The sequence below is a fragment of the Rothia sp. LK2492 genome (assembly GCF_040946345.1).
GTDB classification, from domain to species: domain Bacteria; phylum Actinomycetota; class Actinomycetes; order Actinomycetales; family Micrococcaceae; genus Rothia; species Rothia endophytica.
The window spans coordinates 357,398-372,342 of record NZ_JAYWLX010000002.1 but is presented as its reverse complement, the minus strand read 5'-3'; the positions used below and the strand labels follow the sequence as shown (position 1 = coordinate 372,342).

The window sequence follows — 14,945 nt, the reverse complement described above, 5'->3', positions numbered from 1 at the left end:
GAGTTTGGGCGCGGCGCCCCGGCCACTACGACTGGAGGGCCTGGGCAAGAATGTGGGGGAAGGCAGCGATGAACTCATCAGCTTCTTCGTGGCTCAGAGTCAGGGCTGGAGCCAGACGCACGGTATTCTCATTGGGAGCATTGACGATGAAACCAGCTTCTCTCGCAGCCACTACAAAGGCGGGGGCGAGCGGAGCTCCGGCGTCTGTCTTTGCATCTTCTAGAACAATGCCGATAAGCAGCCCGGCCCCGCGGGTTGTTTGGATACCGGTTAGCTGCCCCAGTTGCTGTCGCAGATAGCTTCCCATATTGTCAGCGTGTTCTAACAGGCCTTCTGCCTCAATGGTTTCCAGGGTGGCGAGCGCCGCTGCGGTGGCTAGAGGGTTACCGCCAAAAGTCGTTCCGTGCATGCCTGCCTGTAGAGTTGCGCCATTCTTAGCGCCAACTACCATCATGGCACCCACCGGAAAACCTCCGCCCAGCCCCTTGGCTAGAGTAATGGCATCGGGGAGTTCATCGGCGCCTAGCTCGCGGGAGTGCTCAAACCAGCGGCCGGTACGGCCCATTCCGGTTTGCACCTCATCAACAATAAGTAAGGCATTATGCTGGCGCGTCAGCTCACGGGCTCGTCCTAGATAACCTTCAGGTAGAGGCAGCACCCCAGCTTCACCCTGAATGGGCTCAACAATCAGCGCCGCGACGTCATCGGTGAAGTGTTCTTCTAGAGCCTCCAGGGTGGCAGGGATATGCTGGATGCCGGTGGGCAGAGGCTCGAAAGGCTGCCGGTAGGCGGGCTTGTGGGTCAGGCTTAAAGCTCCGATGGTCCTACCGTGAAACCCCTGCTCCAGCGCCAGTATGGTTCCCTTGCCATGGAGATTGCCGTGGCGGCGAGCTAGCTTGTAGGCCGCCTCATTCGCTTCGGTACCGGAGTTGCAAAAGAAAACACGGGCGTCCTCAGCCCCCAGCAGACCACGCAGTTTATGGGCTAGCGCCACCTGCTGCGGGGTGGTAAAAAAATTAGAAACATGGGCCAGCGTAGCAGCTTGCTCCCCCACCGCCTTCACCCATGCGGGATGGGCATGGCCCAGAGCGTTTACGGCAATACCGCCGAGCAGGTCAAGGTAGGGCTTGCTGTCTGCATCCCAGACGCGCGAGCCCTCACCGCGGACCAGCACCAGGCTGGGGTCACCAAAGACACCCAAGAGGTCGGTGGAATAGGTTTCAAGATAGTTTTGCTGACTCACGTTTATCTCTTTTCTTCAGGCTCTAGTAGGTCACCGGTTGTACCCGGTAGTCAGCTTCTGGGTGCTTCCAGGCGCCCTCAGCCAGGCCGTCCGGGGTGAGCTGGGTGCCGATGCCAGTATCGGTGAAAATCTCAAGCAGAGGCGAGTGCGGTAGGCGACCATCAACAATCGATGCTCGCGGCACCCCCTGTTCTACGGCTTGTAAGCAGGCACCCATCTTGGGAATCATGCCAGAAACGAGGCAGGGCATCATCTCCCGCAGTTCGCTGACCGTGAGGGAACTAATCAGAGAGCTACGGTCAGGCCAGTTGGCATAAAGCCCTTCAACGTCGGTCAGCACCACCAGCTTCTCAGCACCCAGCGCAGCGGCCACGGCGGCCGCCGCTGTATCTGCGTTCACGTTGAGGATTTCACCGGTGAGACCTGCCAGACCGTGATGATGGTCCGGGTGTTTCTGGCTGTCATGTACCTCGGGGGCAATCGATGAAATCACCGGGATTTTCCCAGCTTCAATCATGGAAGTAATGGCCGTGGTGTTAACTCCAACCACTTCACCCACCAGCCCCAGGTCGGTCTCAACCCCGTCGACCTGAGCTGTGATGCGTCGAGCACGCAGCAGCCCGCCGTCCTCACCGCTCATCGCAACAGCAAAAGGGCCGTGACGGTTGATGTGGCTCACCAGCTCGCGAGCCACTTGACCGGTCAGTACCATGCGCACCACGTCCATTGCCTCAGGTGTGGTGTAGCGCAGACCGCCCCGGAACTCGCTCTCAATTCCCAGCTTGCCCAGCATGGCAGTAATCTGCGGTCCGCCACCGTGTACTACCACCGGGCAAATGCCGATGGTCCGTAGAAAAACCATATCTTCAGCAAAAGCTGCGCGCAGATCCTCAGAAATCATAGCGTTCCCGCCGTACTTGAAAACCATGATCTTGCCCCGGAACTGCTGAATCCAGGGCAAGGCTTCGGTCAGGGTTTTAGCTTTTTCCTGCGCCGTATCAAAACGTGCGGCGGCGTTGTTATGCTGTGCCATGTCTTCTTTCTAAGCCGTTGGTGGGGAGATGTTAGCTGGAGTAAGCGCTGTTTTCGTGGACGTAGTCGTGGGTCAAGTCATTGGTCCAGATCGTTGCCTGGTGCTCCCCTGCCGCCAAATCGATGTCTACGGTGACCCTGCGGTCAGTGGTCAAATCGACCAGGGAACGGTCTTCACCGATACCCCCGGCCCGGCAGACCATAACACCGTTGATGGTGACATTCACGTTTTCGGGCTCAAAATGCGCACTGGTGGTGCCCACCTCAGAGAGGATGCGGCCCCAGTTGGGGTCATTACCAAAAATCGCCGTCTTAAAGAGGTTTGAGCGGGAAACTGCCCGGGAGACTTCCTCAGCCTCAGCTTCGGTAGCTGCCCCCAGGGTACGCACATGAATATCATGGCTGGCTCCCTCGGCGTCTCCAATCAGCTGAAGGGCGAGGTCCTGGCAGATAGCGGTCAGTGCCTGGGTAAAATCTTGCGGGTCGGGGGTAACACCAGATTCCCCGGACGCCAGTAGCGCCACGGTGTCGTTGGTGGACATACACCCATCGGAGTCAGCCCGGTTGAAGCTCAAGCGGACGGCCTCGCGCAGCGCGGTATCAAGCTGCTGGCTGGTGAGGGCAGCATCGGTGGTCAGGACCACCAGCATAGTTGCCAACCCGGGTGCTAGCATGCCAGCTCCCTTGGCCATACCGCCGATACGGTAAGTGCCACCAGCTGCCGTAAGCTCTTGCCCGGCCAGTTTGTGCACGGTATCAGTGGTCATAATCGCCTGTGCAGACTCCTGGCAGGACGCCGCACCAGCACCCAGCGAAGCCGCAACTTCGCTAATACCGGCACCCAACTTATCCATGGGTAGACGCTGACCAATCAGCCCGGTTGAACACACCAGGACATCCCCGGCTGAAACACCCAGAACCTCTGCAACTTGCTCGGCGCTGGCATGGGTGTCCCGAAAACCGGGGGCACCGGTGCAGGCGTTAGCCCCGCCTGAGTTGAGTAGCACAGCGTCGACCCGCCCGTCGGTAATCACCTGCTGGCTCCAGAGCACGGGCGCCGCAGCGAACTTATTGGTGGTAAAAACTGCGGCAGCGTTCTTCTGCGCCCCTTCATTGACCACTAGGGCAACATCGCGTTTACCGGTGACACTGGAAATCCCGGCGGCTACACCGGCAGCTCTGAAGCCAGCAGGGTAGGTAACCCCGCTACTTTCGATACCCTCAACATGGTGCTTCAAATCGGTCACGGCGCCAGCCCTTCCTGCTCAAGGCCCTCGAATTCGGGCAGACCCAAAGCAATATTCATGGATTGAATGGCACCACCAGCGGTGCCTTTGGTCAAATTATCGATAACGCTAGTAACAATGACCCGCCCAGCGTGCGCATCGAAAGCCAGTTGCATTTCAGCGTGATTAGACCCCTGCACGCTCTTGGTGCTGGGCCACTGCCCCTCCGGAAGCAGGTGCACAAAGCGCTCACCTTCATAGGCTTTACCCCAGGCATCGCGCAGCTGGGCCTCGGTAACACCTGGCTTGACCCGCGCTGTACAGGTTGCCAGGATTCCTCGCGGCATGGGGACAAGAGTAGGTGTGAAAGAAATCTGCACCCGCTCTCCCGCTGCTGCAGAAAGTTTCTCTTCAATCTCAGGGGTATGACGGTGTGCCCCGCCCACCCCGTAGGGGCTCATGGAGCCCATAACTTCTGCCGAGAGCAGGTGAGGTTTGAGGCTTTTACCTGCCCCGCTGGTGCCGGATGCAGCCACAATGACAACGTCCTGAGGCTCTAAAAGACCGGCAGCAAAACCGGGAGCCAGCGCAAGAATGGAAGATGTGGGGTAGCAGCCAGGCACAGCGATACGACTTACGCCCTGCAGCTGTTCGCGCTGTTTCTGCCCTGCAGACGTTGGGAACTCTGGCAGCCCATACGGCCAGGTACCTGCGTGGTCAGTGCCGTAAAATTTCTGCCAAGCCTCCGCGTCGTCTAAGCGGTGGTCGGCACCGGCATCAATGACCAGAGTGCCTTCAGGTAACTGGGCGGCAACCTCGGCACTGGCCCCGTGCGGCAAGGCAAGGAAAACAACGTCGTGCCCCGCCAAAGCTTCAGCGGTGGTATCAGCAATCGTCAGGTGTGAGTACTTTCGCAGGTGGGGAGCAAGATCCCCCAACTTCTGCCCAGCCGAAGAATGAGCGGCAACCGTCTTAACCTCCACGTGGGGGTGGGTTGCCAGCAAACGCAGGACCTCGCCACCGGCATAGCCGGTGGCTCCAGAAACAGCTACTGTAATCGTCATGACACCATCTTTGCATTTTTTTGCAATGCAGTAAATATTTATACAGATTGTTTCGGGATACGGACGCTTTACCTCAGATAGAGGCAGGCTAGGGTGAAGATGCGCTAACCCAAGCCCAGTCCAAACAATTAGCCATTAACATCGATAATCTTAGATTTGGGAGTAGGCTTAAAATCATGACTAATACCACTATGACCACAGTACATTTTGAAGCAACAGGGGCGCCTGACGTCCTGGTTCCAGCACAGCTTCCCCTCCCTACCCCCGGCTCCACCCAGGTGCTGGTGAAGACTCGTGCAGTGGGCATTAACTTCATTGAGACCTACCAGCGTGCCGGTGTGTACTCGGTGCCACTCCCTTTCGTTCCCGGCACTGAGGCTGCCGGTGAAGTGGTGGCAGTGGGTTCTGACGTCACTCATTTCTCGGTGGGTGATCGGCTAGCCACTGCCAACGCGACGGCTACCTATGCTGAGTATTTTCTAGTGGACCAAGAGCTCGCTGTTCAGGTACCCGAGAGTATCAGCTGGGAGGACGCCGGGGCTCTCCCTCTCCAGGGCATGACAGCTCACTACCTCATCAGCTCCACTTTCCGGGTGGAGCCAGGACATAAGGTCCTTATTCACGCCGGTGCAGGTGGAGTGGGTGGCATCGCCATTCAGTTGCTCAAGGCTCGTGGAGCCACAGTTTTCACCACTGTTTCTTCCGATGAGAAAGCTAAAATTGCGACAGCTCACGGGGCTGACCATGTTCTGCGCTATGAAGGTTTTGCAGAAAATATTAAGGACCTTACCGATGGTGCCGGTCTAGACGTCGTCTACGATGGCGTGGGTAAAGATACGTTTGAACAGTCACTGACTGTGCTAAAAACCCGCGGCATGGCGGTGCTCTTTGGTGGGGCTTCCGGGCAGGTAGCACCCTTTGACCTGCAAAAGCTCAACGGGCTAGGCTCTCTCTATGTCACCCGCCCGACCCTAGCGCACTACTCCCAAGACCGCCAGGAAATTAGCTGGCGGATGGGTGAACTCTTTGACGCAATTGAATCGGGTGACCTCAACCTAACCGTGGATCAGACCTTCCCACTGGCCCAGGCAGCGGAAGCTCACACCTATCTAGAGGCCCGCAAGACTCGCGGCAAGGTGCTCCTGCTCCCCTAGTCTTATGAGCCGCACTTCAGAAAGTCAGTCGGCTGCGAGCGCGCCTAGCCTCAATCTGTTGCTAAACCTCTTCTTTTTTCTTGCGGATCATGAAGAAGGTGCCGACTACTCCAGCGCCGAAGACCAGGATGGCGCCGCCCAGTTTGAGCATCGCGTTGGCTTTCTGGGAGCCTACGGTGCTTTCGGTGACGGGCACCAGGGTGCCGGTTTCGCCGGTGCGGGCGACGGTGAGGTTGCCGTCAGCGTTTTCAACGAGCAGGGCATCGACCTTTTCGGGGAAGTCGCTCTTGACGCGCCCAGTCTGGGAGCCACGGAACTTAACGCCCTGATTGGGGCCAACGGAAACTGAATCCGCTACATCAGAGACAAAAGTCTTATCGTTCATGGCTTCATCATCGGGAAGAGCTCCCGCGTAGATACCCACGTTCTTATCGCCCTGCAAATCTTTGGTGAGATCTTCAAGGGTGCCTTGAATCACCCAGGACTTGTTTTCGTAGCCCTCATTTTCGCGGGCTTCGCTGTAGGTGCGTACGCCGCTCACAAGCAGGAGCAGGGCAATGAGCGACACCATTAGCATGAGCCCCGCCGCAATGAGCTTGGGCAGAATGGGGCCGCGAGTTTCCTCAAGCTCATCTTCATCGTTGAGGCCAAAGAACCCGCCTGCGCGCTCACCGGCAAGGAGGTCTTCTCCCTGAAGGTTGTCGTTATTTTCTGATTCGAGCTGTGGGCTCACGGTATCGCTTTCGTTGGATAAGGTCTACTCGGTTGGGCAGGTGGTCTTTCAAGACTACTTGAGCTCAAAGAGGGGCGGCAACCCGGGCGAAACTTTCTTTGCGCTTTGGTGGGTGGAGGAGCGATGAGCACCCGGCTTCTGCCCGCGCTAGGTGGGCGGGCAGAAGCCGGGCGCAGATTATGCCTCTAGCTGTGCCTTAGCGCTGGACAGCTCCAAACCGGTCTGCTGCGACAGCTACACCTGAGGAGCGGGCTGCACTTGCCTCATCAGCGGTTAGGGTTCGGTCGGTGGCTCGGAAGCGCAGTGCAAAGGCTAGGGACTTCTTACCTTCATCGATACCGGCGCCGCGGTAATCATCAAAGACGCGGACGTCCTCCAGCAGGTCACCTGCACCCTCAGCCAGGGCAGCAGCAACAGCCTTAGCCGGGACATCAGCGTCAACGATTAGCGCGACGTCCTGGTTGGTGGCCGGGTAGCCGGAGATGCCGGTGGCGATGGTCGGGCCACCGCGACCGTTCAGCAGTGCTGAGAAGTTGAGCTCGAAAGCGGCAGTGCGCTCGGGCATGTCCAGTTCTGCGAGAAGCTTGGGGTGAAGTTCACCCGCGTAACCGATGACGGTGCCATCTGCCAGGGTTAGGGCTGCGGTACGGCCGGGGTGGAAGGCCTGGTGCTCACCCTTTACAACCTCTAGCTTCACACCGATAACATCTGCTACCAGGGTGGCAGAGTCAAGGGCGTCACGCCAGTCCAGAGAATGGGGAACGGCACCGGGGGTTTCTTCGTGCACCAGACCGCAGAAAAGACCTGCGATGTGGCGAGGCTGGTCCGGGATGCCGGCGTTAAGATCTGCTAGGACCTCATCGGAGGGCCGCACACCCAGACCGGGAATCTGAGATGAACCGTGCTGAGCACCGGGGATGAAGACGTGGCCGGTTTCGTAAATTGCAAGGTTCTTGAAGCCACGGGATAGGTTACGCTTGAGCACCTCGGTCAGGCCGGGCAGCAGTGAACGGCGCATCCAGCCCTGCTGGGAAGCAATGGGGTTAGCTAGGCGTATTGACTTCACGGTTTCCCCGGCAACCGGGCTTGCCCAAAGGTTGTTGTCATCCTCCGAAACAAAGGGGTAAGCCGATACCTCGGTCAAGCCCGACGCGGCCAACGCGTTGAGGGCGCGGCGGCGCAGGAGCTGCTCAGTGCTCAGGCCTTGACCGGGGGGTGCTACGGGAAGGGTTGAGGGGATCAGATCGTAACCGACTAGGCGGGCAATTTCCTCAGTGAGGTGCTCCTTATCCGTTAGGTCAGGACGCCAGGACGGTGCGGTGACGCGGTAGCCGGTCTCGGTACGCTCTACCTGAGCACCGATCTGTTCCAGGGACTCAGTAATCTGAGCTTCCGTGTAGTCGATGCCGATGCGGCCTGCAGTGTAGTTTGCGGGCAGGTCAATGACGGTAGGTTCTGCGGTAGAACCAGTGTCAGTCACGCCTTCTTCCACGGTGGCACTTGCCAGTTCAACCAGCAAGTCAACAGCACGCTGGGCGGCTGCAGCCTGGAGCTCGGGATCAACGCCGCGCTCAAAACGCTTGGAAGCATCCGAAGAGAGCTTGTGACGGCGGGAGGTGCGGGCGATAGAGACTTCGTCAAAGCGGGCAGCTTCAATAAGGATGTTGGTGGTCTCGGTGCCGACCTCGGTACTAGCCCCACCCATCACGCCGGCAAGGCCGATGGGTCCCGTCGAATCAGTAATGAGCAGGTCTTCGGAGTGTAGCTCGCGGACCTTCTCGTCCAAAGTAGTGAGCTTCTCCCCCGCCTGGGCACGGCGAACGGTGATACCGCCATCCAGCTTATCTGCGTCGTAGAAGTGCAGCGGCTGGCCAGTTTCGAGCATCACGTAGTTGGAGATATCAACCGGCAGCGAGATGGACCGGACGCCAGCCAGACGCAGACGTGATGACATCCAGGTGGGCACGGGGGCTGCTGCGTTGACACCGGTCACCTGGCGAGTGACGAAGCGGGTACAGCCGTCCTTGCCATGGATGGGGGCGGAGTCAGTGAGGGTGACGGGCAGGCCGCTGGCATTAGCCGCAGGTGCCTTGGCTGCTAAATCCAGCACGAAGTCATCAAAGGTCTCACCGGTTGCGTGGCAGTATTCACGAGCGATACCACGTATCGATAAGGCGTAGCCGCGGTCTGGGGTGACGTTGACTTCTGCAGCCTGGTCGTAGAGGCCCAGCAATTCCATGGCGTCCGAGCCAAGTTCTGGGTCAAGGCCCAGGGTGGAGAGCACCAGGATGCCGTCGTGGTCATCACCGATCCCCAGCTCACGCACGGATGCAATCATGCCAGCGGATTTATGGCCGTAGGTCTTGCGGGCAGTGATAGCAAAGCCACCGGGGAGGACGGCGCCAGGTAGGGTAACGACTACCTTGTCACCGGGTGCAAAGTTGTGGGCACCGCAGATAATGCCCTGCACGCCGGATTCTTCAATACCTTTGCCGGTCAGAGTCTGTGTCTGGCCTTCGGGAACCACGCGCACCTGGCACCAGTTCACGGTTTTACCGTTGGAGTGGGTTTCAGGTTCCATCGAAAGCACCTGGCCGACCACGATGGGGCCGGTGAGCTCGTCGGTGGGGCGGTGGACGCCTTCTTCTTCAAGGCCAACCTTAACCAGGGTGGCCATGACATCTTCGGCGGTTGCGTCTGCCGGGACGGGCGCGTATTCACGGAGCCAGGAAAGGGGAATTCGCATTGGGTTAGATCTCCATCTTGAACTGCTGTGAGAAACGGATGTCGCCTTCGATCATGTCGCGCATGTCCTGAACGCCGTTGCGGAACATGAGAGTGCGTTCGATGCCCATGCCGAAGGCGAAGCCGGAGTAGACCTCGGGGTCCACACCTGCTGCGCGCAGGACGTTGGGGTTGACCATGCCACAGCCACCCCATTCAATCCAGCGGGGGCCGCCCTTGGCGTCCGGGTGCCAGACATCCAGCTCAGCGGAGGGTTCGGTAAAGGGGAAGAAGTTGGGACGCAGGCGAATCTTGGCGTCTTCGCCGAACATGGCGCGTGCCATGTGTTCCAGGGTGCCCTTGAGGTCTGCCATGGTTAGACCCTTGTCGACGGCTAGGCCCTCGATTTGGTGGAAGACCGGGGTGTGGGTGGCGTCCAGCTCGTCGGTGCGGTAGACCTGGCCGGGGCAGACCACGTAGAGCGGGACATCGCGGGTCAGGAGCGAGCGCATCTGCACCGGTGAGGTGTGGGTGCGCAACATCAGGTGTGAGCTGACCGGCTCAACGAAGAAGGTATCCTGCAGTTCGCGGGCAGGGTGGTCCGGTGGGAAGTTGAGGGAGTCAAAGTTGTACCACTCGGATTCCAGCTCGGGGCCGTCGGCAACCTCCCAGCCCATGCCAACGAAGATGTCACACATCTGCTCCTGGAGCACGTTGATGGGGTGACGCCCACCCACGCGGCGGCGGGGAGTATGGGCAGTAACGTCTACTGCCTCTTCCACGAGAATGCGAGCAGCGCGCTCTTCTTCAAGCTCCGCGTTGCGGGTTTCTAGTGCCTTGGCCAGACGTCCGCGAGCCTGACCCATGAGCTTGCCAACCTCAGCTTTGTGCTCTTTAGCCAGATTTCGCATCTGTTTATTAGCTAGGGTGAAACCACCCTTGTCGCCGGTGAACTCAAGACGCACCCGCTTGAGCTCCTCGAAATCAGAAGTCTTTTCTGCAATCTCATTTAGCGCTCGATCAAGCTCAGCGGTACATGCCTGCTTAACGGTCTCAAGACCGTTCTGGGGGTCCTTGTCTAGAATTGCTCGGATATTAGCCAGAACCTGAAAAGGAGTGGGGTTTTCAGGTACCTCGGGCAAAGAATCAGTCATAGACACATCTCTTCACATCTGTTGTTGGCGGGCACAGGGTTTTTCGCCGGGCGCCCAGGGCATCAGTTCTTTATTTTAGAGCACTTTGGGCGCGCGACATAAAGAAGTGTCCCGCTGATTGCAACGGGACACTAAGGTAAGTGGGTTTAGATCGGAGTGAACAGAGCCAGTGCGCTGTGTCATCAGCTGATCGAGGCATGTCTCATCGTTCACGCATCGCGTGAGAAGCGCTCAAGAAACAACACCGACTTCCGCATACATCATCAGGTCACCTAACCTACCGTCGCACCAAAGAGGAGCCCCAGCAGGTAGGTTGCTAGCGCTGCACCATAACCGATCGCCAGCTGACGCAGGCCTCTCTTCATCGGTGAGGCACCAGAGAACAGACCCACTACGCCGCCGGTGATCATGAGGGCAATACCGACCAGCGCTAGGGACAGCACCATAGCGAAGGTGCCACTAGCTCCAAAGATGTAGGGCAGAATCGGCACCAGGGCACCGGATGCAAAGAAGGCAAAGCTTGAGGCTGAAGCGCCGATGTCTGAACCAAGAGCCCCGTGCTCTTCTTCGTGCTCTTCTCCCTCAATAACATCCTTGAAAGACAGTGATGGGTCGCAGTCACAGTCTAAGTGCCCAAAACGTTCCATGGCACGATGCTGGGCGGCCTCTTCACTCATGCCGCGTGCCTTGTAAATGAGAACCAGCTCATTTTGATCAATATCAAGGTTCTTAGCTACCGATAGGGTCACCTGGGTGGGGCGGGAGGCGTCTAGCAGTTCTCGCTGTGAGCGCACCGATACGAATTCGCCGGCTGCCATGGAGAGGGCACCTGCTAGTAGACCGGCGATACCGGAGAGTAGGATCATCGAGTTAGAGGCACCCGATGCCCCGATACCCATAATGAGAGCTACGTTAGAGACCAGACCATCGTTAGCGCCGAAGACGGCGGCGCGAAAGTTGCCCGACAATTTTTCGCGTCCACTCGTCGAGAGCGCCCGAATGATTTCTTCATGAATCGCTTCATCGGCCGCCATCGCTTCGGTCGCGTCCGGATCCTCACGGTAGGGTGAGCGACCCTCTGCACGCTGGGCAAGAGCTAGCACAAAAACGGTACCGAAGTTTTTGGCAAGCAGTTCGAGGAGTTTAGCAGAAGCGGACGGACGCGGTTCGGGGTGGGCGTGTTCACCCAGAAGGGCACGCCAATGGTCCTGGTGCCGCTTTTCAGCGTCTGCCACTGACTGCAAGATTTCTGCCTCGTGGCCTGTGGAGAGTTTTGCCAGTGCTGTGTAAACCTGGGCTTCAGAGATTTCTTCTGCCAGGTAGCGGCGCCACCTGCGAATTTGAGCTGATGTGGGGTTGGTGGCAGCGTGGTGAAGCTGGACTGGGTGTGGTGTACTGGGCATGAGCTCGCTGTCTGTTCAGTCAGTGATTGAGCCGGTAGACCGTACCATTATGTGAGCGCACACTCCGGCAGCGGCTACCCACGTCACTGGGGTTAAAGTCGTCTGCCGAAGGTCTTGCTCGCCTGCCGGTATCTGGGGTGATACGGCAGGTGGTGTACCGGGTTTAAGAAGCAACCAGTATGTCGATACACCGCTTGGGCACCTGCGAGGTGCCAGTGTGGGAGCTACTCCCCTTCGTTTCTCCACCATACTAGTTGATGATGCAAGTAAGACAAAGCCTCCGACCTCAGATGAGGTCAGGGGCACAATCTGTAGCGATGCTGGGTAATCACGCTGAAAGGCTCAGTAGCGCTCTGGTGATAGGTAGGTTAGCTGGAATCCAGGCAACCTTGATGAGCTCAGCATCAAGGGGAAACCATTCCAGAGCCAGGTGATCTTGAAGGGTTGCCGGTTGGCCGTCAGTTATTTCAGCTAGCCAGACACGCATGGAGGCTTTCTCGTTCAGGGGCCACCCCTGCGGGTGCGGGCCGCTCATCTCGCGTCCCAGAATAATCTCTACCCCTAGCTCTTCGACCAGCTCTCGTTTCAGTGCCTCCTGGCAACTCTCTTGCGGTTCAACCTTCCCGCCGGGAAACTCCCAAAGACCGGCCAGAGCAGGTGGTGCAGACCGTTGCCCTAGCAGTATACGGGTAGGGTTCTGCAGCGAGTCAACCAGCGCCGCCCCGACCACCTGAACAGGGTAAACCATGTCCGCCATAGAACTAGCCCTATACCCTGCGATTATTGTTTACGGTTCTGAGCCAGCGCCGAAGCGTAGAGGCAAACACCAGCAGCCATACCTACATTTAGCGACTCAGCAGCACCGTGGATGGGCACAGCTACTCTCAGTGAAGCGGCAGCTTTCTCTTCATCGTTCAGGCCCTGAGCTTCGTTACCGAAAAGCCACATTGTGGGCGCAGCAAGGTCGTACTTGACCTTCTTGCGCGGCTCAACCCCAGCGCGGGCAGCGAAGGCGGCGTCCTGCAGGTCATCAAGGCTGACCCGCCCGTAACCGTCGGCAGCCAGCACTCCTATGCCCTGGCCCTTTGCATCCTCGGCAAAATCTTCTAGATCGATGCCCTGTAGCAGCGGCAGGTGGAAGAGAGAGCCAGCGGTAGAGCGCACTGCCTTGGGGTTATAAAGATCAACAGTTCCCTTGGTGGTAATAATGAGGTCAGCACCGGCAGCATCAGCCGCACGCACAATGGTGCCAGCATTACCCGGATCCTGCACACGGGTCAGCACAGCAACCAGCTTGGGGTTGATAGCGCCCTCACCCCAGATATCAGCCGGAGAAATCTCCCGCTGGAAAGCCACGGCAACAATGCCCTGCGGGGTCACTGCTTCAGCCATAGCTGCCAGAACCTCATCGGTTACCATACGCATAAAGACCTTACGGCCGGGCTCAGGAGTAGGGCTACCGTGCACTTCTTCTAGTAGCTCAACTAAATCTTCGTGACGGTCAAAAGCCTTCTCAGTAATGTAGACCGCATCCAGTAGGGGCTTCTTCTGGTGAGCCAGCAGCGCCTCGCGTACCGCCTGCGGCCCCTCCACGAGGAACTGACCGCTCTTGGTGCGGCCGCTGCGGTTAGCTAGCTTGGCCACATCCTTCACACGATCAGCGAAGGGGTTGTTCATAATGACGGGGGTAGCAAGACGCTCAAAAAAATCCATAGCCTCCATTGTCTCACGGCCGCCCCAACCAAGCAGCCAGGTGTGGGCAAGGGCGCAAAGACCGAGCGATGGCAGAAGGTTGGGGGTAGTGGATAAGCTAACTACAGGTGAGAATGAGGGGGGTATCTCCGCTAGCTGGTCGGGGTTGCCGTGAAGTACGGGCGAGCGCTCCGCACGAGGCTGTCAGAGGATCAGTTGGCGGATGCTACTTCTCCTTCGAGCAACCGCTAGTTTGCCCCTTCGAATAGTCCCGAAGCCAGATAGTCTTTCTCGTCTTTGACGCCCGGTGGGATGGCGAAGAGCGCACTACCGGTGTGGCGCAGGTATTCACTGAGGGCATCAGATTTCATCATGGTGCGCAACACAGGAACAAAGTGGGTGCGAGGGTCGCACACATAGGCAATGAAGAAGAGCCCGGCATCCAGATGCCCTAGCCCATCGGTGCCATCGGTGTAGTTAAAGCCGCGGCGTAGCATCTGCACTCCACCGTTCTGATGGGGGTGCATGAGATGCACATGAGAATTGACGGGGATGATGGGGCCGTTTCTACCCTTCATGGTGAAGTCGGGCGCATCAAATTCGCCGCCGCCCGAGAGAGGTGCCCCCTCACGCTTAGTACGCCCGATAATATCTTCTTGCTCCCGCAGAGGTGCTCGGTCCCAGGGCTCAATCAGCATGCGGATGCGGCGGGTGGCGCAGTAAGAGCCACCCTCCATCCAGGCGGGGTTACTCTCCGATGTCTGGGATGTTGCCCAAACGTGTTGTTCCAGTAATTCCTCTTCTTCAACCTTCAGATTGGCAGTGCCATCTTTAAAGCCAAAGAGGTTACGCGGGGTGACCTGAGAGGTAGAGGTGGAAGAGGTCCGGCCAAAGCCTAGCTGGCTCCAGGCTACGGCTGCCCGCCCCGCTGCGATTCTTACCAGATTGCGCACGGCGTGCACCGCCACCTGCGGATCATCGGCGCAGGCCTGGATGCACAGATCCCCGCCGCTGCGTGCCTCCTCGAGCATGTCCCCGCTCATCTTGGGAATATCCTCTAGAGCTGGAGGTAACTGCCCTTCGAGCCCGAAGCGGGCAGCGCCGGCAGCGTCAATAAAAAGCGACCGCCCCAGGCCAAAGGTGAGCGTCAGGTGGGAGGCGCTGAGATCCATAGCTTCGCCCGTATCATCGGGCGGAGCATTCAGCGGTCTCTCCTCACCGACCGGTTCACCAGCCATCAGCTGACGGGCTGCTACCGTCCAATCCCTCAAGAGTTCTTGTAGCTCTTCACGGGATTCAGTAATGACGGTCAGCGCCGCAAAATGCAAGCGATCTTGCACCGGGGTAACGATGCCGCTCTGATGCTGCCCAAAAAACTCATGGGAGTCAGAAGGTACCTGCTCTGCGCTCTCTTCTGTGGTGCCGCATGCTACAGCACCTACGGCTGTAGCCACGCCCAACCCGCCCAGCAGAGCTGTGCGTCGGCTCAGGCTAGGACGATCATCAAAATCTTTCATCAC

General features: G+C 58.4%; 12 protein-coding genes. 1 reads left to right on the top strand and 11 read right to left on the bottom strand.

The genetic code is table 11. The annotated features are described in order from the left end of the window. Window positions 1–25 precede the first annotated feature (25 nt). The 4 genes from VVR27_RS03860 to argC are packed head-to-tail and all read right to left on the bottom strand — an operon-like array spanning window position 26 to window position 4,565. Complete coding sequence (locus tag VVR27_RS03860) at window positions 26–1,243, bottom strand: acetylornithine transaminase (protein WP_368547137.1); 1,218 nt, start codon at window positions 1,241–1,243, stop codon at window positions 26–28. A gap of 22 nt (window positions 1,244–1,265) precedes the next feature. Next, window positions 1,266–2,276 carry an acetylglutamate kinase gene (argB, locus tag VVR27_RS03855; RefSeq protein ID WP_368547136.1) on the bottom strand — a complete coding sequence of 337 codons (1,011 nt, stop codon included), beginning with the start codon at window positions 2,274–2,276 and terminating at the stop codon, window positions 1,266–1,268. A 31-nt stretch (window positions 2,277–2,307) separates the two neighbouring features. Continuing rightward, a complete protein-coding gene (gene argJ / locus VVR27_RS03850) occupies window positions 2,308–3,522 on the bottom strand; it encodes a bifunctional glutamate N-acetyltransferase/amino-acid acetyltransferase ArgJ (RefSeq protein WP_368547135.1) in 1,215 nt (404 codons plus the stop codon). Beyond that, on the bottom strand, window positions 3,519–4,565 hold the full coding sequence (gene argC / locus VVR27_RS03845) for an N-acetyl-gamma-glutamyl-phosphate reductase (RefSeq protein ID WP_368547134.1): 1,047 nt from the start codon (window positions 4,563–4,565) through the stop codon (window positions 3,519–3,521). Before argC ends, argJ begins: the two co-directional genes overlap by 4 nt. A gap of 176 nt (window positions 4,566–4,741) precedes the next feature. On the opposite strand from argC, the gene VVR27_RS03840 reads away from it, so the two are divergent. Then, window positions 4,742–5,719 (top strand): quinone oxidoreductase, encoded by a 978-nt coding sequence (locus VVR27_RS03840; RefSeq protein WP_251380853.1) that lies wholly within the window; start codon window positions 4,742–4,744, stop codon window positions 5,717–5,719. Between the two features lie 61 nt (window positions 5,720–5,780). Here the strand turns inward: VVR27_RS03840 and VVR27_RS03835 are convergent, their stop codons facing one another. From VVR27_RS03835 to efeB, 7 genes are all read right to left on the bottom strand, one after another. Further along, window positions 5,781–6,452, bottom strand: a complete 672-nt coding sequence (locus tag VVR27_RS03835; protein WP_368547133.1) for a hypothetical protein — start codon at window positions 6,450–6,452, stop codon at window positions 5,781–5,783. A gap of 196 nt (window positions 6,453–6,648) precedes the next feature. Continuing rightward, a complete protein-coding gene (gene pheT, locus VVR27_RS03830) occupies window positions 6,649–9,198 on the bottom strand; it encodes a phenylalanine--tRNA ligase subunit beta (protein WP_368547132.1) in 2,550 nt (849 codons plus the stop codon). A 4-nt stretch (window positions 9,199–9,202) separates the two neighbouring features. Beyond that, the gene (pheS, locus tag VVR27_RS03825) at window positions 9,203–10,330 is read right to left on the bottom strand and encodes a phenylalanine--tRNA ligase subunit alpha (protein ID WP_368547131.1); all 1,128 of its coding nucleotides are present in this window, start codon (window positions 10,328–10,330) and stop codon (window positions 9,203–9,205) included. Window positions 10,331–10,602: 272 nt separating this feature from the next. After that, window positions 10,603–11,733, bottom strand: a complete 1,131-nt coding sequence (locus VVR27_RS03820) for a VIT1/CCC1 family protein (RefSeq protein WP_368547130.1) — start codon at window positions 11,731–11,733, stop codon at window positions 10,603–10,605. Window positions 11,734–12,061: 328 nt separating this feature from the next. After that, the gene (locus tag VVR27_RS03815) at window positions 12,062–12,481 is read right to left on the bottom strand and encodes a (deoxy)nucleoside triphosphate pyrophosphohydrolase (RefSeq protein ID WP_368547129.1); all 420 of its coding nucleotides are present in this window, start codon (window positions 12,479–12,481) and stop codon (window positions 12,062–12,064) included. Window positions 12,482–12,513: 32 nt separating this feature from the next. Continuing rightward, entirely contained in the window at window positions 12,514–13,446 is a 933-nt protein-coding gene (locus VVR27_RS03810) for a TrmH family RNA methyltransferase (RefSeq protein ID WP_368547128.1), read from the bottom strand. Between the two features lie 227 nt (window positions 13,447–13,673). Then, entirely contained in the window at window positions 13,674–14,942 is a 1,269-nt protein-coding gene (efeB, locus tag VVR27_RS03805) for an iron uptake transporter deferrochelatase/peroxidase subunit (protein WP_368547127.1), read from the bottom strand. Window positions 14,943–14,945 lie beyond the last annotated feature (3 nt).

Coding starts and splice junctions, on each gene's coding strand:
- argB (WP_368547136.1), bottom strand. CDS start 2,276: ATGGCACAGCATAACAACGCCGCCGCACGTTTTGATACGGCGCAGGAA.
- argC (WP_368547134.1), bottom strand. CDS start 4,565: ATGACGATTACAGTAGCTGTTTCTGGAGCCACCGGCTATGCCGGTGGC.
- VVR27_RS03840 (WP_251380853.1), top strand. CDS start 4,742: ATGACTAATACCACTATGACCACAGTACATTTTGAAGCAACAGGGGCG.
- pheT (WP_368547132.1), bottom strand. CDS start 9,198: ATGCGAATTCCCCTTTCCTGGCTCCGTGAATACGCGCCCGTCCCGGCA.
- pheS (WP_368547131.1), bottom strand. CDS start 10,330: ATGACTGATTCTTTGCCCGAGGTACCTGAAAACCCCACTCCTTTTCAG.
- VVR27_RS03820 (WP_368547130.1), bottom strand. CDS start 11,733: ATGCCCAGTACACCACACCCAGTCCAGCTTCACCACGCTGCCACCAAC.
- VVR27_RS03815 (WP_368547129.1), bottom strand. CDS start 12,481: ATGGTTTACCCTGTTCAGGTGGTCGGGGCGGCGCTGGTTGACTCGCTG.
- VVR27_RS03810 (WP_368547128.1), bottom strand. CDS start 13,446: ATGGATTTTTTTGAGCGTCTTGCTACCCCCGTCATTATGAACAACCCC.
- efeB (WP_368547127.1), bottom strand. CDS start 14,942: ATGAAAGATTTTGATGATCGTCCTAGCCTGAGCCGACGCACAGCTCTG.